Source organism: Pseudomonas sp. DL (assembly GCF_047199225.1).
Classification (GTDB): Bacteria; Pseudomonadota; Gammaproteobacteria; order Pseudomonadales; family Pseudomonadaceae; genus Pseudomonas; species Pseudomonas aeruginosa.
Window position 1 is genome coordinate 1,577,047 of sequence record NZ_CP178323.1, and the last position, 19,176, is coordinate 1,596,222.

19 protein-coding genes are annotated in these 19,176 nt (G+C 67.0%); 7 read left to right on the forward strand and 12 right to left on the reverse strand.

The features are described from left to right. The first annotated feature begins 42 nt into the window (after positions 1-42). Positions 43-1,116 (forward strand): class I SAM-dependent methyltransferase, encoded by a 1,074-nt coding sequence (locus ACI766_RS07345; protein ID WP_003092054.1) that lies wholly within the window; start codon positions 43-45, stop codon positions 1,114-1,116. Between the two features lie 199 nt (positions 1,117-1,315). Here ACI766_RS07345 and ACI766_RS07350 read toward each other — a convergent pair whose 3' ends face one another. From ACI766_RS07350 to metG, 12 genes are all read right to left on the reverse strand, one after another. Continuing rightward, positions 1,316-1,495 (reverse strand): PA3496 family putative envelope integrity protein, encoded by a 180-nt coding sequence (locus ACI766_RS07350; protein WP_003092052.1) that lies wholly within the window; start codon positions 1,493-1,495, stop codon positions 1,316-1,318. A 108-nt stretch (positions 1,496-1,603) separates the two neighbouring features. After that, positions 1,604-2,242 carry an endonuclease III gene (gene nth, locus ACI766_RS07355; protein ID WP_003092050.1) on the reverse strand — a complete coding sequence of 213 codons (639 nt, stop codon included), beginning with the start codon at positions 2,240-2,242 and terminating at the stop codon, positions 1,604-1,606. Further along, on the reverse strand, positions 2,239-2,955 hold the full coding sequence (locus ACI766_RS07360) for an electron transport complex subunit E (protein WP_003092049.1): 717 nt from the start codon (positions 2,953-2,955) through the stop codon (positions 2,239-2,241). The genes nth and ACI766_RS07360 overlap by 4 nt, the downstream gene beginning before the upstream one ends. Next, positions 2,948-3,592: an electron transport complex subunit RsxG gene (rsxG, locus tag ACI766_RS07365; protein WP_003092047.1), complete on the reverse strand. Its 645-nt coding sequence runs from the start codon at positions 3,590-3,592 to the stop codon at positions 2,948-2,950. Before rsxG ends, ACI766_RS07360 begins: the two co-directional genes overlap by 8 nt. Continuing rightward, positions 3,592-4,626 carry an RnfABCDGE type electron transport complex subunit D gene (locus ACI766_RS07370; RefSeq protein ID WP_023104609.1) on the reverse strand — a complete coding sequence of 345 codons (1,035 nt, stop codon included), beginning with the start codon at positions 4,624-4,626 and terminating at the stop codon, positions 3,592-3,594. Before ACI766_RS07370 ends, rsxG begins: the two co-directional genes overlap by 1 nt. 2 nt (positions 4,627-4,628) lie before the next feature. Then, on the reverse strand, positions 4,629-6,953 hold the full coding sequence (rsxC, locus tag ACI766_RS07375; protein ID WP_023104608.1) for an electron transport complex subunit RsxC: 2,325 nt from the start codon (positions 6,951-6,953) through the stop codon (positions 4,629-4,631). Further along, positions 6,950-7,516, reverse strand: a complete 567-nt coding sequence (rsxB, locus tag ACI766_RS07380) for an electron transport complex subunit RsxB (RefSeq protein ID WP_003103780.1) — start codon at positions 7,514-7,516, stop codon at positions 6,950-6,952. The genes rsxC and rsxB overlap by 4 nt, the downstream gene beginning before the upstream one ends. Further along, the gene (gene rsxA / locus ACI766_RS07385) at positions 7,513-8,097 is read right to left on the reverse strand and encodes an electron transport complex subunit RsxA (protein ID WP_003092041.1); all 585 of its coding nucleotides are present in this window, start codon (positions 8,095-8,097) and stop codon (positions 7,513-7,515) included. Before rsxA ends, rsxB begins: the two co-directional genes overlap by 4 nt. Before the next feature lie 136 nt (positions 8,098-8,233). Further along, a complete protein-coding gene (gene tsi3 / locus ACI766_RS07390) occupies positions 8,234-8,671 on the reverse strand; it encodes a T6SS effector muramidase immunity protein Tsi3 (RefSeq protein WP_003117529.1) in 438 nt (145 codons plus the stop codon). After that, positions 8,668-9,894 (reverse strand): type VI secretion system effector muramidase Tse3, encoded by a 1,227-nt coding sequence (gene tse3 / locus ACI766_RS07395; RefSeq protein ID WP_003092026.1) that lies wholly within the window; start codon positions 9,892-9,894, stop codon positions 8,668-8,670. The genes tsi3 and tse3 overlap by 4 nt, the downstream gene beginning before the upstream one ends. An 86-nt stretch (positions 9,895-9,980) precedes the next feature. Further along, a complete protein-coding gene (locus ACI766_RS07400; protein WP_003103776.1) occupies positions 9,981-10,781 on the reverse strand; it encodes a DUF4349 domain-containing protein in 801 nt (266 codons plus the stop codon). 33 nt (positions 10,782-10,814) lie between these two features. Continuing rightward, entirely contained in the window at positions 10,815-12,848 is a 2,034-nt protein-coding gene (gene metG, locus ACI766_RS07405) for a methionine--tRNA ligase (RefSeq protein WP_087823857.1), read from the reverse strand. 130 nt (positions 12,849-12,978) lie between these two features. Between metG and apbC the strand changes: the two genes are divergently transcribed. The 6 genes from apbC (at position 12,979) to rhlI (ending at position 19,032) form a co-directional block, all read left to right on the forward strand. After that, positions 12,979-14,073 carry an iron-sulfur cluster carrier protein ApbC gene (apbC, locus tag ACI766_RS07410; RefSeq protein ID WP_003092020.1) on the forward strand — a complete coding sequence of 365 codons (1,095 nt, stop codon included), beginning with the start codon at positions 12,979-12,981 and terminating at the stop codon, positions 14,071-14,073. A gap of 100 nt (positions 14,074-14,173) precedes the next feature. Next, the gene (gene dcd, locus ACI766_RS07415; RefSeq protein WP_003092017.1) at positions 14,174-14,740 is read left to right on the forward strand and encodes a dCTP deaminase; all 567 of its coding nucleotides are present in this window, start codon (positions 14,174-14,176) and stop codon (positions 14,738-14,740) included. Positions 14,741-15,163: 423 nt separating this feature from the next. Continuing rightward, positions 15,164-16,051 carry a 3-(3-hydroxydecanoyloxy)decanoate synthase gene (gene rhlA / locus ACI766_RS07420; protein ID WP_003092013.1) on the forward strand — a complete coding sequence of 296 codons (888 nt, stop codon included), beginning with the start codon at positions 15,164-15,166 and terminating at the stop codon, positions 16,049-16,051. Between the two features lie 65 nt (positions 16,052-16,116). Next, positions 16,117-17,397, forward strand: coding sequence for a glycosyltransferase (locus tag ACI766_RS07425; RefSeq protein ID WP_087823859.1), 1,281 nt, complete (start codon positions 16,117-16,119; stop codon positions 17,395-17,397). Between the two features lie 124 nt (positions 17,398-17,521). Further along, positions 17,522-18,247, forward strand: coding sequence for a transcriptional regulator RhlR (gene rhlR, locus ACI766_RS07430; protein ID WP_003119559.1), 726 nt, complete (start codon positions 17,522-17,524; stop codon positions 18,245-18,247). 179 nt (positions 18,248-18,426) lie between these two features. Next, positions 18,427-19,032: an acyl-homoserine-lactone synthase gene (gene rhlI / locus ACI766_RS07435; RefSeq protein WP_003111059.1), complete on the forward strand. Its 606-nt coding sequence runs from the start codon at positions 18,427-18,429 to the stop codon at positions 19,030-19,032. Positions 19,033-19,176 lie beyond the last annotated feature (144 nt).

Genomic DNA, 19,176 nt, shown 5'->3' on the forward strand with positions numbered 1-19,176 from the left:
GCCGCCAGAGGCGGCGGTACTGCACATCAACGGAGAACAAGAATGACAAAGGCTAACGAGATCGAAACCGCGAAGGTCAAGCAGTTTTCAGCGCGGATCATGGAGGACTACGGCAATACCCTGCGCGGCGCGATGCTCTACATCGGCGACCGCCTGGGGCTGTTCAAGGCGCTCGCCCATGGCCAATGGGTGACCCTGGAGGAGCTGGCACAGCAGACCGGCTACACCACCCGCTACCTGCGCGAATGGCTGGGCAGCATGGTCACCGGCAACTACCTGGCCTACGATCCGCAGAGCAGGAGCTATCGGTTGCCGGCCGAGTTCGTCCCGGTGCTCGCCGACGAGGACTCGCCTTATTTCGCCGGCGGGATCATCCAGTTGAGCGTGCCCTTCGTGAGCATGGCGCCGAAGATCATCGAGGCCTTCCGCTGCGGCGGCGGTTGCCCCGAGGAATCCTTCCCGCTGGAAACCTGGGAAGGCATGGAGCGCATGACCATGCCCTGGTACAAGCACTTCCTCGTGCAGCACTGGATTCCTTCGCTGGATGGCGTCAAGGAAAAGCTCCAGGCGGGTGGCAGCGTGCTCGATTTCGGCTGCGGCAGCGGGCTGGCCGCGATCATGATGGCCAAGGCGTTCCCCGAAGCCCAGGTCTATGGCTGTGACTTCCACGCGCCGTCCATCGAACGCGCGCGGGCGAACGCCGAGGCTGCGGGGGTCGGCGACCGGGTGCGCTTCGAGGTCAGCGATTCCGATGCGCTGGCGGGCAAGAAGTTCGACTTCGTCACGACCTTCGTGGTCATCCACGACGCGACCGACCCGCAGCAGATGATGAAGGACCTGCGCGAGTCGACCGCCGACGATGGGACCTACCTGATGGTGGAACTCAACCTGTCGCAGGAACTGCACGAGAACATGAACCTGTTCGGTCGCGTGATGTACCCGCAGAGCACGCTGTATTGCATGACCTGTTCGCTGTCCCACGGCGGCGAGGGTCTCGGCGCCTTCATGGGCGAGGACCGCGCGCGGCAGATGGCCGAGGCCGCCGGCTTCAGTCGCTTCCGCAAGGTGCCTTCGGAGTGGCCGCCGCTGCCGGCGCTGTTCGAACTGCGACCCTGAGGGCGTTATCCGGGACGGCCGGGACGGCGACCGTCGGATAGCGGTTGCCGTGGCCGCCGCCCGGCGCGTGCCGGCTGGGCATGGCGGTCTCGGCTCGATCGCACCGGTGTTCAGGCCCGCTTCGGCGGGCTTTTCATGGCCGCCGGAAAAACGAAGCCCCGCCAATTGCGGGGCTTGCTTGCGGTGTGGACGTCGCTGCTCACAAGTCGAAGTCGTAGTCCGACAACTGGCGCTGCAGGCGGCGTTCTTCCAGCAGGTTGTCGATGATGCGACGCTTGGTCAGGTTGGTCTTGGCCACCTCGACGCTGGTTTCCTCGCCGTCATCCTCTTCAACGCCGGCTTCGTCGTCGATCTCGAGTTCTTCTTTGGCTTTTGCCATGACATTCACTCCAACTTATGGGGTGGTAATGGCGCACCTTATAGCGACAAAGCCGTGGCTGGTAAAAAAGATTTTTTCAATCGTAAAGATAGGATTTCGAATAGTTGATCAATCGTCTGAAGTCTTGTGCTTGTATTCGCACAGGTCCTCGATCCGACAGCTTCCGCATTGCGGCTTGCGCGCCTTGCAGACGTAGCGGCCATGCAGGATCAGCCAGTGGTGGGCATCGAGCAGGTACTCGCGCGGCACGAACTTCAGCAGTTTCTTCTCCACTTCCAGAACGTTCTTTCCCGGTGCTATGCCGGTGCGGTTGGCGACGCGGAAGATATGCGTGTCCACCGCCATGGCCAGTTGCCGGAAGGCGGTATTGAGCACCACGTTGGCGGTCTTGCGGCCAACCCCGGGCAGGGCTTCGAGGTCCTCGCGGTTGTCGGGAACCTGGCCGCCGTGCTTTTCGATGAGGATGCGGCAGGTTTCGATGACGTTCTTCGCCTTGCTGTTGTAGAGGCCGATGGTCTTGATGTACTCCGACAGCCCCTCGACGCCGAGGGCGTGGATCGCCTCGGGGGTGTTGGCCACCGGATAGAGGCGGGCGGTGGCCTTGTTCACCCCGACGTCGGTGGCCTGGGCGGAGAGGATCACCGCGATGAGCAGTTCGAAGGGGGTGGTGTAGGCCAGTTCGGTCCTTGGCTCGGGGTTGTCTTCGTGCAGTCGGCGGAAGATCTCCGCGCGCTTGGCGGCATTCATTCAATCACTCCGGTGACGCGGACGCGCTGGCGCTGGGTGGCGGGTACGTCGCCCGCCTGCACCTTGGCGCGTTCCGCCAGGCTTTCATCGATACGGTTCTTCAGGGCGATCAGCAGGCCGAGCATGATGAACGCGCCCGGCGGCAGGATCGCCAGCAGGAAGCCCTGGTACTGCGGGAACGGCTGGATCTTCCAGTCCGCCGCCGCCGGGCCGAACAGCAAGTGCATGTCGGCCAGCAGGGTACCCTGGCCGAGCAGCTCGCGCAGGCCGCCGAGGACCAGCAGGACCAGGGCGAAGCCGAGGCCCATCAGCAGTCCGTCGAAGCTGGCGCGCAGCACGCCGTTCTTCGCCGCGAAGGCCTCGGCGCGGCCGAGGATCACGCAGTTGGTGGTGATCAGCGGGATGAAGATGCCGAGGACCTGGTACAGCTCGTAGGTCCAGGCCTGCATCAGCAGTTCGATGCAGGTGGTCAGCGCGGCGATGATCATGACGAACGCCGGCAGCCGGATCGCCTCGCTCACCGCGCCGCGCACCAACGATACCGCGGCATTGGAGCAGGCCAGCACGAGCATGGTGGCCAGGCCCAGGCCGAGGGCGTTGACCGTCGAGTTGCTGGTGCCCAGCAGCGGGCACAGGCCGAGCAACTGGACCAGACCCGGGTTGTTGCGCCACAGGCCGTTGCGGGCGATCTCGCGGAAATCTTGTTCACTCATGTCCGGCAGCCTCTTCGGGGGCGAGCAGGCGTTCGCGGTTGGCGTCGAAGTAGCGCAGCGCCTTGTGCACGGCGCGGACCACGGCGCGCGGGGTGACGGTGGCGCCGGCGAACTGGTCGAACGTACCGCCGTCCTTCTTCACCGCCCAGCCGGCGTCCGCCGGATCGCCCAGGCTCTTGCCGTCGAAACCGTGCACCCAGGGACTCTTGGCCAGTTCGATGCGGTCGCCGAGGCCGGGGGTTTCCTTGTGCGCGACGACCCGTACGCCGAGCAGCCGGCCCTGGGCGGTGACCCCGACCAGTAGCTGGATGGCGCCGCTGTAGCCATCCGGCGCGCTGGCCTGGAGGATCACTGCGCTGGCCTGGCCGTGCAGGCGGGCGACATAGGCCGGACGCGGCGCATCCAGGCCGAGCAGCTTCGGCGCGAAGGTTGGCACCTGGCTGTCCAGCGGATGGTTGTCGTAGCTGCCCGGCGGCAGCAGTTCCAGCAGGGCGCGGCCGCGCGCCTCGCGCTGGGCTTCGGCGATGCGCGCTTCGGTGAATTGCTGCACCAGGGCCACCAGGCCCACCCCGACCAGGGCGAAGAGCCCGAGCAGGAGGGCATTGCGCAGCATCGAACGGCGAGTCGCGGCGTCCATCAGTCGCCTGCCTTGAAGCCGCGCTCGGCCTTGCGATGGCCGTAGGTGCGCGGCCGGGTGTAGTAGTCGATGGTCGGCGCCGCCAGGTTCATCAGCAGCACGGCGAACGCCACGCCATCGGGATAGCCGCCCCAGGCGCGGATGACGTAGGTGAGGACGCCGACGCCGAGGCCGAAGACCAGCCGCCCGCGATTGCTGGTGGCGCCGGACACCGGGTCGGTGACGATGAAGAAGGCGCCGAGCATGGTCGCCCCGCTGAACAGATGGAACAGTGGCGAGCCATGGGAATCGGAGCCGGAACCATTCCAGAACAGCAGGCTCATGGCGAACAGGCCGGCGAGCATGCCCAGCGGCGCGTGCCAGCTGAACAGCCGGCGCCAGAGCAGGAACAGGCCGCCGAGGAGGAACGCCAGGTTGACCCACTCGCTGCCGGCGCCGCCGAGATGGCCGAAGGCCGGGTTGCCGGCGAACAGCTCGTCGACGGTCAGGCTGCGGTCGGTCTTCAGCACGTCGAGGGCGGTGGCGTGGGCCCAGGCGTCCGGCCGGGTAGCGAGGCCGAGGAATTCGCGGAGGCTGTCGGGCAGGCCGAGGGCGCTGTCCGGCGAGGGCCAGCGGGTCATTTCCAGGGGAAACGAGACCAGCGCCACGACGTAGCCGAGCATCGCCGGGTTGAACGGGTTCTGTCCGAGGCCGCCGTACAGGTGCTTGCCGAACACCAGGGCGAAGAAGGTCGCCACCAGGGTCAGCCACCAGGGGGCGTAGGGCGGCAGGGCGACGGCCAGCAACAGGGCGGTGACCAGCGCGCTGCCGTCCTTGAGGAACACCCCCGGCGGACGTTTGCGCAGGGCCAGCATGGCGGCCTCGCAGGCCAGCGCGACGAGGCTGGCCCAGGCCAGGTTGAGCAGGGTGCCCGGGCCGTACAGCCAGGTCAGCGTCAGCAGGCCGGGGACGCAGGCGCCGAGCACCAGGCGCATGATCGCCGGGGTACGGTTGGGGCCGCGGGCGTGGGGCGAGGTGGGGCGGGGCAGGGCCATGGTCACTCCGTGCCGTGTTCGGTCAGGGCGCGCTCGGCGGCGCTCAGGCGCGCGCGGGCGGCGGCGAGTGCGGCGGGGTCGGCGTTCGCCAGGCGTTCGAGCTTCTTCAGGGCGGCGCGGGCGTAGGCCAGCTCGGTCTTCAGCTCGCGGGTGCGTGGGTCGACCGGGCGCTTGTCGATCCGCACCAGCTCCGGCGCCGGCTTGCCGCAGGCGTCCTCGGCGGCATGCAGGTCGCGCTCGGCGGCTTGCAGCTCGCCGCGCAGGCGTTCCAGCTCGCTGTCCATCACCCCGGCCTGCTCGGCCTTCTTCAAGGCCGCGCGCTTGCCGACCAGGGCGATCTTCGCCCGCTTCAGCGCCGCCTGGCCGTCGTCGCCGGGCGCCGCGGGCTTCGGCGCGTGACGCTCGAGGCGGGCCAGGGTGGCTTCGCAACGCTCGACCTCGGCGCGCAGTTCGTCGAGGGTCGCCCGCTGCTCGGCGCCGGGCGCTTCGCCGAAGGCCTTTTCCGAGCGCTTGAGCTGGGCGCGGGCCATGGCGGCCTGGGCCTTGGCCTTCTTCAGTTCGGCTTCGTCGTCGAGCGCGGCAGGCGGTGCGCTGGGTAGGTCGCGCGGCAGGCTGGCTTCGGCATCGGCCAGGGCCTTGTCGGCGGCCTCGGCGGCGGCGCGCAGTTCCGCGACCAGGCCATGCTGTTCCGGGGTGTCGTGGCTGAGCAACTGTTTCTCGGCCTTCTTCAGGGCCACCCGCGCCATGCTCGCTTCGATCTTCAGCCGTTTCAGTCGTTCGCTGCCGCTACCGGCCTGCTTGCGCGCCCTGGCCCGCTCGATCGCCGCCTGCACCGGGTCGACCGCCGTGGCGGGGGCGGCTTCCTCGCGCTCGGCCTGGGCGGCGCGCACCAGCGCGGCCTTCTCCGCGCGTTGGGCGCGTTCTGCGGCCCGGCGCTCCTCGTCGCGGCGCAGGCGAGCCTGGCGTTGCTCGAAACGCTCACGGGACTGTTCGGCCTTCAGCAGCTTCTGCCGCTGCTCGCGGATCTCCGCCTTGGACGCGCGGTAGTACTGCACCAGGGGAATGCTCGACGGGCAGACGTAGGCGCAGGCGCCGCATTCGATGCAATCGAACAGGTTGTGGGCGAGCAATTGCTCGTGCTCGTCGCCCAGGGCGAAGAAATGCAGTTGTTGTGGCAGCAGGCTGACGGGGCAGACCCGGGCGCAGTCGCCGCAGCGGATACAGGGCATGGCCGGCACTGGTTCCGGCAGCTCCGTGGCATCGCCGGCGAGCAGGCAGTTGCAGGTCTTGATCAGCGGCACCGAGAGATCGGGCAGGGCGAAGCCCATCATCGGCCCGCCCATCAGCACGCGTTGCAGGCGTCCCTCGGCGAGGCCGGCGAACGCCAGCAACTCGTGTACCGGCGTACCGATCAGCGCCTCGACGTTCATCGGCCGCTCCAGGGCGCCGCCGGCGAGGGTAGTGATCCGCGAGATCAGCGGCCGACCGAGGACGACGGCATCGTGCACGGCGGCCAGGGTGCCGACGTTCTGGCACAGGATGCCGATGTCCGCCGGCAGGCCGTCCGCCGGGACTTCCCTGCCGGTGAGCAACTGGATCAGCTGGCGCTCGCCGCCCGAGGGATAGCGGGTCGGCAGGGCGACGATGCGATAGGGCCGTTCACCGAGGGCGGCGCCGAGGGCGGCGATGGCTTCCGGTTTGTCGTCCTCGATGCCGACCAGCACCTCTTCGGGGCACAGGATCTGCACCAGGATATCGATGCCGCCCAGCACCTGCGTGGCGCGCTCGCGCATGAGCAGGTCGTCGGCGCTGATGTAGGGCTCGCATTCGGCGCCGTTCACCACCAGCGTATGGATCTTTTCCGCCGGGCGCGCGGCGAGCTTGGCCGCGGTGGGGAAGCCGGCGCCGCCGAGACCGCCGATGCCGGCCGCGCGGATGCGTTCGAGCAACGCCAGCGGACTTTCGGCGCGGAAGTCCGGGCAGGGATGCAGCTCGGTCCAGCGCTCCAGGCCGTCGCTGGCGATGACGATGGCCGGCGCGGGAAGACCGGAGGCATGCGGATAGGGGTGTGCTCCGATCGCCACCACGGTACCCGAGGTCGGGGCATGCAGCGCGGCGCTGACGGTGCCGTCCGGGAGGGCGATGGTCTGGCCCTTGAGTACGGCCTGGCCGACTTCCACGCAAGGTCGCGCCGGCGCGCCGATGTGCTGGCCGAGCGGCACGATGTAGCGCTGCGCCAGCGGCGCCTGCTGGATCGGCAGGGCGGTGGAGCGCTCCTTGTTGGCCGGCAGGCAGAGGCCGCCGGGGAAGGCGTGCAGGGCGCTCATGCCGCTCGCTCCCGGTCGCTGGCGATCAGTCGCGGCGACGGCTGGGGCCACTTCCAGTGGCGCACGTCGTCCGGTATCTCGCGCATCTCGATGCAGTCCACCGGACAGGGCTCCAGGCACAGGTCGCAACCGGTGCATTCGTCGGCGATCACCGTGTGCATCAACCGTGCGGCGCCGACGATGGCGTCCACCGGGCAGGCCTGGATGCACTTGGTGCAGCCGATGCATTCGGCCTCGCGGATGTAGGCTACCCGCGGCGGGGTTTCCTCGGCGGCGTCGAGCGGCTCGGGCTCCAGGTCGAGCAGGTCGGCGAGGGCGCGGATGGTCGCTTCGCCGCCCGGCGGGCACTTGTTGATCTTGTCGCCGGCGGCGATCGCCTCGGCGTAGGGCTTGCAGCCGGGGTAGCCACACTGGCCGCACTGGGTCTGCGGCAACAGGGCGTTGACCTGCTCGGCGACCGGATCGCCCTGGACGCGGAAGCGCACCGCCGCATAGCCGAGCAGCGCACCGCCGGCCAGGCAGATCGGCAGCAGCGCGCCGATCGCCAGGAACACGCCGTTCATGGCCGGACCAACCCGCTGAAGCCCATGAACGCCAGCGACATCAGGCCGGCGGTGATCATGCCGATGGCCGCGCCGCGGAACGGCGCCGGCACGTCGGCGATGGCGATGCGCTCGCGCAGGGCGGCGAACAGCACCAGTACCAGGGAAAAGCCCAGCCCGGCGCCGAAGCCCTGGGTAGTGGCCTGGAGGAAGCCGTATTCAGCCTTGTTGGCGTTGAGCAGGGCGACGCCGAGGACGATGCAATTGGTGGTGATCAGCGGCAGGAAGATGCCGAGCACCCGGTACAGCAGCGGGCTGGTCTTCTTCACCAGCATCTCGGTGAACTGCACCACCACCGCGATCACCAGGATAAAGCCGATGGTGCGCAGGTACTCCAGGTCCAGCGGGCGCAGCACGTAGCGTTGCAGGATATGGCTGCACATCGCCGCCAGGGTCAGGACGAAGGTGGTGGCGAGGGACAGGCCGATGGCCGTCTCGATCTTCCGCGACACGCCCATGAACGGGCACAGGCCGAGGAACTGCACCAGGACAAAGTTGTTGACCAGGATGGCGCTGACCAGGATCAGGGCGAGTTCAGTCATACGCGAAGCATTCGTTGCAGGGCCGGGGCCGTCGGGGGAAATCCCCTATTATCGGGTGGGATTGCCCTGCAAGGCTAGCGCAAACACGTACGAAAGACCGGGAGACGGACTGCCGTTGCGTCTCCCGGGGTCGCGCTCACTGCAACCTGGCCCGCTCCAGCAGCGCCCAGGCCAGGGCGAAGGTCGGTTCGCCATCCTCGCTCTGCTCGCTGGCGCTGACCACGATCCACCGCGCGCCCGCCGGCTTGGCTGCCCACAGGCGGTATTCGCTGCCTGCGGAGCCGCCGTCGTCTTCCTCTACCTTGTAGCGCGCCTCGCCGTCGCCCAGGCGCCTGCTCGCCAGGTCGGTCGGGGGCGGCGCGTCCCGGCGCTGGACCTCCAGTTGGCGTGGGTTGCGCAGCTTGCCGCCTTCGTCGAAGCGGAAGCCCTCGGCGCTGCGCCGCGCGTCGAAGCCGACGGGGCGCTCCACCACCAGCCCGTTCGGGTGGGTCAGGGTCTTGTCGAAGTCCACCCCGGACTCCGCGGTGCAGGCCAGCAGGGCGAGGCTGGCGAGAATCAGGGCGACTGTCTTCATGGGAACCTCATTCCAGGGTCGAGGAAGGTGGCGTAGGCATCGTCGACGAACATCGGCCAGCCCGGCGACAGGTTGTCGTCCCAGGGCCGCGAGGTGTATTCCGAGGCCAGCGCGCGGACATTGTCCCGCGGCCAGTTGCGCGGATTGCCGGCGTAGGCGCGGAGATCGATGGAGGGAAATGCGCCGCGGGTCTTCGGCAGCTTGCGCAGGTCCTGTTGCGACGCGAGGTTGGCGACGTAGCGGATGTAACGGGCGGTGGCGAAGATGTTGAATTCGTCGGAAGCCAGCAGGGTGGCGACCGCCTTGCGCGACAGGCCGCGGCGCACCGGCTGGCCGAGCAGGTCGGTGAACAGCTCGTACTTGATCGCGGTGGAGACCACTACCTGGCCGAGGCCGATGGAGGTGTTGGCGCTCTTGATGCTGACTGCCGCCTGATAGTCCTTGGCGTCTTCGTCGCGAGTCTGGTCACGCTGCTCGGCGAGGATGATCGCGCCGATCAGTTGCGGCGTCAGGTCGTACTTGCGCGCGGCCGCGGACATGACCTTGGCCCGCGACGGCGGGTTGCCCGGATAGGCGTCGGGGAACAGCGTGCTGATCGGCTGGCCGACCAGCGTCTGTGCCTGGTTCAGCTTGTCTTGCGGCGACAGCTGGCTCAGGTAGGCGCCCAGGTCGCCGAGCGGGTTGCTGTACTTGGTGACGGTCGCCGGGTCCTTGTTGAGCAGCTTGAGCTGGTCGCCGAAGGCAATGGACGGCAGGTCGGTCGGATTGACGCCGGTGGCGCCGACCCCGCTGAACGGACCCTGGATCGCCTGGCTGGCCACCCCGGTGGCGCCGGCCGCGGCGAAGCCCAGGCGACCGGCGGCGTCGGCGAGGTCGGCGCAGATGTCGAAGAAAGTGATGGTGGGGAAGTAGATCCAGTTGTCGGTCTGGGTGCCCAGGGGATTGTTGATCAGGCTGCGGATCAAGGCATTGCGTGCCTGGTAGCGCTGCATGGTGGTGCGCCCGGCGATGCTGGCGATCAGCGAGCGCGCCAGTTCCGGCGGGCCCACCCGCTGGAACAGCTTGATCAGCGAGCCGCTCTTGTCGAGTGCGGCGATGGTCGCATCGGGCACGTTGTCGTTGCGGATCGCGGCGATCACCCGGCGGGCTTCCTGGCGGGTCACCTGCCAGTCGTCCCAGCTATAGGAAATCAGTGACTCGATCAGGTCGCTGGTGGCGGTCATCGGTCTTCCTCCTTGTGAGTTGCCAGGCCCGTCAGGCGGTCCTGGGCGAAAGAGCGGACCCTCCCGGTCCGCCCGTATGCCTGGGCTCAGCGCGCCTCGTTCTTGCCGGGCCGCCGCAGCCAGCGCCACAGGCCGCGCAGCAACAGGCCCAGCGGCAGCAGCACGACGAGGAACGGCAGGCTGTAGGCGAAGAACTTCATCGCGGCGATGGTGCCATCGACAAGGTCGTCGAGCAGTTGCCCGGCGGCCGTGGCGAGCTGGCCGAGGCGGCTGTCCGGCTGCGCCTCGCTGCTGAAGCTCAGGGTCAGCAGGTTGGTAGCGATGCGCCGCTGCTGCTGGGCGCCGGCCTGGGCGTTGTCGGCCAGTTGGGCTTCCACCGCGGCGATTTCCTTGGCCAGGGCCAGCAGGTCGCCGACGCTCATGTCCTTGCGCCCCTGGTATTGCTGCAGGGTCTGGTACTCGCGTTGCAGGCGCTCGCGTTGCTGGCGGGTGTCGGCGACCGCCTGGGCCAGGTCCTCGGCGCGGGTCTGCCGGCTTTCCAGCGTGCCGCCCTGGGCAGCGGCCGCGACCAGCTTCTCCACGCCGTCCGGGACGATGCGCACGGTGAGTTCGGCGTAATGGCCGATACCGCCGCGTTGTTCGATGGCGAGCACGTCGCACTGGCCGAAGCGCTCGCTGTTGCAGGCGTCGCGGCTGGCGGCGAGTTGCGCGTCGATACGCGCGGCGGGAAGGCGGATGCCGACGCGGTGTTCGTAGGCGAGGGCGGTGCCGGGTTTGCCCGTCTCGCCCTGGAAACCGGCATTGCCGGAGACGCTTTCGGCGTGTTCGGCGGAGCATCCGTAGAGCGCCGCCAGCAGGACGCCGGCGGCAAGCTTCCATGCGTTCATTCTATCGAGCCCTCCGTGGCTTCGTGGTCTGCGTTACTTGACGCGCTGGCCCGGCTTGGCGCCGCTGTCCGGACTCAGCAGGTAGATCTCCTCGCCACCCGGGCCGGCGGCCAGGACCATGCCCTCGGACACCCCGAACTTCATCTTGCGCGGCGCCAGGTTGGCCACATAGAGCGTCAGGCGGCCTTCCAGGGCACTCGGGTCGGGATATGCGCTCTTGATCCCGGAGAACACGTTACGCTTCGCGTCGCCGATGTCCAGCGACAGGCGCAGCAGCTTGTCGGCGCCTTCGACGAATTCGCACTTCTCGATCAGGGCGATGCGCAGGTCGACCGCGGCGAAAGCGTCGAAGTCGATCTCCGCGGCGATGGGTTCCTTGACCAGCTCGCCGTTGCCGGCGGGTTGGGATGCGGCGGCGAGGTCTTCCTTGGAGGCTTCGATCATGGCTTCTACTTTCGCGGGCTCGATACGGGTCATCAGGGGCTGGAACGGGTTCAACTGGTGGTTGGCCAGCAGGGTCTGGTGGTCGGCCCAGGTCAGCGGGGCGACGTTGAGGAAGGCTTCGGCGGCGGCGGCCAGCTTCGGCAGCACCGGCTTGAGGAAGATCACCAACTGGCGGAACAGGTTGATGCCCAGGCCGCAGACGGCCTGGACCTTGTCCTGCTGGCCTTCCTGCTTGGCCAGCGCCCAGGGCGCCTGTTCGGCGATCCAGGCGTTGGCGCGGTCGGCGAGGGCCATGATCTCGCGCATGGCGCGATTGAAGTCGCGGGCCTCATAGGCCTCGGCGATGCCCGGGGCGGCCTCGCGGAAGGCGGCGAGCAGCTCCGGCGCCGGATCGGCGCCGACCAGCACGCCGGCGTTGCCCTTGTGGATGAAGCCGGCGCAGCGGCTGGCGATGTTGACGACCTTGCCGACCAGGTCGGAGTTGACCTTCTGCACGAAGTCCTCGAGGTTCAGGTCGAGGTCCTCGACGCCGCGGCCGAGCTTGGACGCGTAGTAGTAGCGCAGGTATTCCGGCTCCAGGTGGTCGAGGTAGGTGCGCGCCTTGACGAAGGTGCCGCGCGACTTGGACATCTTCTGGCCGTTCACGGTCAGGTAGCCGTGCACGTTCAGCGCGGTCGGCTTGCGGTAGCCGGCGCCTTCGAGCATGGCCGGCCAGAACAGCGCGTGGAAGTTGACGATGTCCTTGCCGATGAAGTGGTACAGCTCGGCGCTGGAGTCCTTGCCCCAGAACGCGTCGAAGTCCAGCTCGGGACGCCGCGCGCAGAGGTTCTTGAAGCTGGCCATGTAGCCGATCGGCGCGTCCAGCCAGACGTAGAAGTACTTGCCGGGAGCGTCGGGAATCTCGAAGCCGAAGTACGGCGCGTCGCGCGAGATGTCCCACTGCTGGAGGCCGCTGTCCAGCCACTCGGCGAGCTTGTTGGCCACCGACTCCTGAAGGGCGCCGCTGCGGGTCCATTGCTTGAGCATGGCCTCGAAGTCCGGCAGCTTGAAGAAGTAGTGCAGCGATTCCTTGAGCACCGGGGTGGCGCCGGAGATCGCCGATTTCGGGTCCTTCAGTTCGGTCGGGGCGTAGGTCGCGCCGCAGGCCTCGCAGTTGTCGCCGTACTGGTCGGCGGTGCCGCACTTCGGGCAGGTGCCCTTGATGAAGCGGTCGGCGAGGAACATCTGCTTTTCCGGGTCGAAGTACTGGGTCACCGGGCGGGTGTCGATGTGCCCGGCGTCGCGCAGTTTCAGGTAGATCGCGCTGGACAGCTCGCGGTTCTCTTCCGAGTGGGTCGAGTGGTAGTTGTCGAAGTCCACCAGGAAGTCGGCGAAGTCGCCCATGTGCTCGGCGCGCACGGCGTCGATCAGTTGCTCGGAGGTGATGCCCTCGCGCTCGGCGCGGAGCATGATCGCCGAACCGTGGGCGTCGTCGGCGCAGACGTAGACGGCCTGGTTGCCACGCATCTTCTGGAAGCGCACCCACATGTCCGTCTGGATGTACTCCAGCATGTGTCCCAGGTGAATGGAACCGTTGGCGTAGGGGAGGGCGCTGGTAACGAGGATCTTGCGTGGTTCGGACATGGGTTCGGCTTATCGGCTGAGAGCTAAACGGATCGGTCACTATAAAGAAGCGGCGGTTTTTTTTCATCCGCGCGCCACTCGGGTAGGATGACCGGCATCGATTCCCCGCTTAACCCTCAGGAAATCCCCCATGTCCGCTATCACTCGCCAAACGGTGGAAGCCACCCTCCGCCAGTACCAGGACCCCTATCTGAACCAGGACCCCGTCAGCGCCGGCTGCCTGCGCGAGGTGGAGATCCAGGGCGACCGCGTGCGGGTGCGCCTGGAACTGGGGTACGCCGCCGGGCTGTTCAGAAACGGCCTGGCGCAAACCCTGCAAATGGCCCTGGAGGCGCTCGACGGCGTCGCTCGCGCCGAGGTCCGGGTCGACTGCGTGATCCAGCCGCACAAGGCACAGCCGCAGGTCGAGGTGATGGGCAACGTGAAGAACATCGTCGCGGTGGCTTCCGGCAAGGGCGGCGTCGGCAAGTCCACCACCGCCGCCAACCTGGCCCTGGCCTTGGCCCGCGAGGGTGCGCGGGTGGGCATCCTCGACGCGGACATCTACGGACCCAGCCAGGGCATCATGTTCGGCCTGCCGGAAGGCACCCGGCCGAAGGTCCGTGAGCAGAAGTGGTTCGAGCCCCTGGAGGCGCACGGGGTGCAGGTGATGTCGATGGCCTTCCTCACCGACGACAGCACGCCGGTGGTCTGGCGCGGGCCGATGGTCTCCGGTGCCCTGATCCAACTGATCACCCAGACCGCCTGGGACAACCTCGACTACCTGGTGGTGGACATGCCGCCGGGCACCGGCGACATCCAGCTGACCCTGGCGCAGAAGGTGCCGGTGGCCGGCGCGGTGATCGTCACCACCCCGCAGGACCTGGCGCTGCTCGACGCGAAGAAGGGCGTGGAGATGTTCCGCAAGGTGAACATCCCGGTGCTCGGCGTGGTGGAGAACATGGCGGTGCACATCTGCTCCAACTGCGGCCATGCCGAGCACCTGTTCGGCGAGGGCGGCGGCGAGAAGCTGGCGGCGCAGTTCGGCGTCGAGCTGCTGGCGTCCATGCCGCTGTCGATCGCCATCCGCACCCAGGCCGACAGCGGCCGGCCGACGGTGATCGCCGACCCGGAAAGCCAACTGGCGATGCTCTACCAGGAAATCGCCCGCCATGTCGGCGCGCGCATCGTTCTCAGCGAGCGGGCCAGCGTCGGCCTGCCGAACATCAGCATCAGCGACGACTGAGGCGCTCGGGCAGCCGTCGGCGACGGCTGCCTTTGCCCTGGGGCGGCGGCCCCGGTAAGATTCGCGATCATTTTTCGCAGCTTTCGACAGGACACCCTCCATGACCATCAAATCGGACAAGTGGATTCGCCGCATGGCTCAGGAGCACGGCATGATCGAGCCGTTCGTCGAGCGCCAGGTGCGCGGCGCGGACGACAGCCGGGTGATTTCCTACGGGGTGTCCAGCTACGGCTACGACGTGCGCTGCGCCGCCGAATTCAAGGTGTTCACCAACATCCATTCGGCGGTGGTCGATCCGAAGAACTTCGACGAGAAAAGCTTCGTCGACATCAACAGCGACGTCTGCATCATCCCGCCGAACTCCTTCGCCCTGGCGCGCACCGTCGAGTACTTCCGCATCCCGCGCGACGTCCTGACCATCTGCCTGGGCAAGAGCACCTACGCGCGTTGCGGCATCATCGTCAACGTCACCCCGCTGGAGCCGGAGTGGGAAGGCCATGTGACCCTCGAGTTCTCCAATACCACCAACCTGCCGGCGAAGATCTACGCCAATGAAGGCGTGGCGCAGATGCTCTTCCTGCAATCCGACGAGGCCTGCGAAGTGTCCTATAAGGACCGTGGCGGCAAATACCAGGGCCAGCGCGGCGTGACCCTGCCAAAAGCCTGACGCCAGAGCGTTTCGACACCGGAAACCGGGCCTGGCGCCCGGTTTTTTCATGCCTTTTCCGCCAACCCCTCGCTGTTCCCCGCCGGCCGCTCTGGCACGCCTTATCGCGGGCGGGCAGGGGCTTATGCGCAGGCGGCCGCCCGTCCTGTGAAATCTGGCAGTTACCGTTAGCTTTCGAATTGGCTAAAAAGTGTTCATCGGTTACGCGTGAACACGGACGCCAATCGTTTGCGCAGGCCGATCTGCAAGACCCACACAAGCCCCTCGCCTGAAGGGGTACGCATCCGCCGTGGCTGGTCCGCGCGGATGGCCGCTGAGTTACTTGTCTGCCGTTCGAACAATAAGAACGAACTCTACGTAATGCCGGGATACCCGTGGCAGCGATAGCTGTTTGCCTGTTCGAAAATTTTTGGGAGGTGTGAAATGCGGCGCGAAAGTCTGTTGGTATCGGTTTGCAAGGGCCTGCGGGTACATGTCGAGCGCGTTGGGCAGGATCCCGGGCGCAGCACGGTGATGCTGGTCAACGGCGCGATGGCGACCACCGCCTCGTTCGCCCGGACCTGCAAGTGCCTGGCCGAACATTTCAACGTGGTGCTGTTCGACCTGCCCTTCGCCGGGCAGTCGCGTCAGCACAACCCGCAGCGCGGGTTGATCACCAAGGACGACGAGGTGGAAATCCTCCTGGCGCTGATCGAGCGCTTCGAGGTCAATCACCTGGTCTCCGCGTCCTGGGGCGGTATCTCCACGCTGCTGGCGCTGTCGCGCAATCCGCGCGGCATCCGCAGCTCGGTGGTGATGGCATTCGCCCCTGGACTGAACCAGGCGATGCTCGACTACGTCGGGCGGGCGCAGGCGCTGATCGAGCTGGACGACAAGTCGGCGATCGGCCATCTGCTCAACGAGACCGTCGGCAAATACCTGCCGCCGCGCCTGAAAGCCAGCAACCATCAGCACATGGCTTCGCTGGCCACCGGCGAATACGAGCAGGCGCGCTTTCACATCGACCAGGTGCTGGCGCTCAACGATCGGGGCTACCTGGCTTGCCTGGAGCGGATCCAGAGCCACGTGCATTTCATCAACGGCAGCTGGGACGAATACACCACCGCCGAGGACGCCCGCCAGTTCCGCGACTACCTGCCGCACTGCAGTTTCTCGCGGGTGGAGGGCACCGGGCATTTCCTCGACCTGGAGTCCAAGCTGGCCGCGGTACGCGTGCACCGCGCCCTGCTCGAGCACCTGCTGAAGCAACCGGAGCCGCAGCGGGCGGAACGCGCGGCGGGATTCCACGAGATGGCCATCGGCTACGCCTGAACCCTTGACCTGCGAAGACCCGGCCTGGCCGGGCTTTGCGGTTGCATAACGCACGGAGTAGCCCCATGCACGCCATCCTCATCGCCATCGGCTCGGCCGGCGACGTATTTCCCTTCATCGGCCTGGCCCGGACCCTGAAATTGCGCGGGCACCGCGTGAGCCTCTGCACCATCCCGGTGTTTCGCGACGCGGTGGAGCAGCACGGCATCGCGTTCGTCCCGCTGAGCGACGAACTGACCTACCGCCGGACCATGGGCGATCCGCGCCTGTGGGACCCCAAGACGTCCTTCGGCGTGCTCTGGCAAGCCATCGCCGGGATGATCGAGCCGGTCTACGAGTACGTCTCGGCGCAGCGCCATGACGACATCGTGGTGGTCGGCTCGCTCTGGGCGCTGGGCGCACGCATCGCTCACGAGAAGTACGGGATTCCCTACCTGTCCGCGCAGGTCTCGCCATCGACCTTGCTGTCGGCGCACCTGCCGCCGGTACACCCCAAGTTCAACGTGCCCGAGCAGATGCCGCTGGCGATGCGCAAGCTGCTCTGGCGCTGCATCGAGCGCTTCAAGCTGGATCGCACCTGCGCGCCGGAGATCAACGCGGTGCGCCGCAAGGTCGGCCTGGAAACGCCGGTGAAGCGCATCTTCACCCAATGGATGCATTCGCCGCAGGGCGTGGTCTGCCTGTTCCCGGCCTGGTTCGCGCCACCCCAGCAGGATTGGCCGCAACCCCTGCACATGACCGGCTTCCCGCTGTTCGACGGCAGTATCCCGGGAACCCCGCTCGACGACGAACTGCAACGCTTTCTCGATCAGGGCAGCCGGCCGCTGGTGTTCACCCAGGGCTCGACCGAACACCTGCAGGGCGACTTCTACGCCATGGCCCTGCGCGCGCTGGAACGCCTCGGCGCGCGTGGGATCTTCCTCACCAGCGCCGGCCAGGAACCGCTGCGCGGCTTGCCGAACCACGTGCTGCAGCGCGCCTACGCGCCACTGGGAGCCTTGCTGCCATCGTGCGCCGGGCTGGTCCATCCGGGCGGTATCGGCGCCATGAGCCTGGCCTTGGCGGCGGGGGTGCCGCAGGTGCTGCTGCCCTGTGCCCACGACCAGTTCGACAATGCTGAACGGCTGGTCCGGCTCGGCTGCGGGATGCGCCTGGGCGTGCCGTTGCGCGAGCAGGAGTTGCGCGGGGCGCTGTGGCGCTTGCTCGAGGACCCGGCCATGGCGGCGGCCTGTCGGCGTTTCATGGAATTGTCACAACCGCACAGTATCGCTTGCGGTAAAGCGGCCCAGGTGGTCGAACGTTGTCATAGGGAGGGGGATGCTCGATGGCTGAAGGCTGCGTCCTGAACGGTGCTGGCATAACAGATAGGGTTGCCATGATTTTGCCGTATCGGCAAGGCTGCGCGCTTGACAGCGTCATACCCCGGGCCAATTCTGCTGTGATGCATTTTATCGATCAGGGCTTACTGCAATGAGGAATGACGGAGGCTTTTTGCTGTGGTGGGACGGTTTGCGTAGCGAGATGCAGCCGATCCACGACAGCCAGGGCGTGTTCGCCGTCCTGGAAAAGGAAGTGCGGCGCCTGGGCTTCGATTACTACGCCTATGGTGTGCGCCATACGATTCCCTTCACCCGGCCGAAGACCGAGGTCCATGGCACCTATCCCAAGGCCTGGCTGGAGCGATACCAGATGCAGAACTACGGGGCCGTGGATCCGGCGATCCTCAACGGCCTGCGCTCCTCGGAAATGGTGGTCTGGAGCGACAGCCTGTTCGACCAGAGCCGGATGCTCTGGAACGAGGCTCGCGATTGGGGCCTCTGTGTCGGCGCGACCTTGCCGATCCGCGCGCCGAACAATTTGCTCAGCGTGCTTTCCGTGGCGCGCGACCAGCAGAACATCTCCAGCTTCGAGCGCGAGGAAATACGCCTGCGGCTGCGTTGCATGATCGAGTTGCTGACCCAGAAGCTGACCGACCTGGAGCATCCGATGCTGATGTCCAACCCGGTCTGCCTGAGCCATCGCGAACGCGAGATCCTGCAATGGACCGCCGACGGCAAGAGCTCCGGGGAAATCGCCATCATCCTGAGCATTTCCGAGAGCACGGTGAACTTCCACCACAAGAACATCCAGAAGAAGTTCGACGCGCCGAACAAGACGCTGGCTGCCGCCTACGCCGCGGCGCTGGGCCTCATCTGATGCTTAGGGCGCGCCGGCCGGCGCGCCCTACCAGATCTGGCAGGTTGCCTGCCGTTCATCCTCCTTTAGTCTTCCCCCTCATGTGTGTGCTGGTATGTCCTCCGACTGAGAGGGCCCAGGAGTATCAGGGTAGGGATGCCGCCTTTTTTTCTCGGCCGGCACGACACGGGGACTTGGTCATGATCGAATTGCTCTCTGAATCGCTGGAAGGGCTTTCCGCCGCCATGATCGCCGAGCTGGGACGCTACCGGCATCAGGTCTTCATCGAGAAGCTGGGCTGGGACGTGGTCTCCACCTCCAGGGTCCGCGACCAGGAGTTCGACCAGTTCGACCATCCGCAAACCCGCTACATCGTCGCCATGGGCCGCCAGGGTATCTGCGGTTGCGCCCGCCTGTTGCCGACGACCGACGCCTACCTGCTCAAGGAAGTCTTCGCCTACCTGTGCAGCGAAACCCCGCCCAGCGATCCGTCGGTATGGGAGCTTTCGCGCTACGCCGCCAGCGCGGCGGACGATCCGCAACTGGCGATGAAGATATTCTGGTCCAGCCTGCAATGCGCCTGGTACCTGGGCGCCAGTTCGGTGGTGGCGGTGACCACCACGGCCATGGAGCGCTATTTCGTTCGCAACGGCGTGATCCTCCAGCGCCTCGGCCCGCCGCAGAAGGTCAAGGGCGAGACGCTGGTCGCGATCAGCTTCCCGGCCTACCAGGAGCGCGGCCTGGAGATGCTGCTGCGCTACCACCCGGAATGGCTGCAGGGCGTACCGCTGTCGATGGCGGTGTGAGGTCGTCAGCCGTTTCGCGCACTTTTTTCCGCTTCTCCTGCCGCATGCTCGGCCCGCGCCCCGGCGTCATCGGGCGTTCCCCTGCATTCCGGGATTTGGCCGCGGCTGCCGACTTGCGTAGTCTCTCTGCGGTCCGCCATCCCG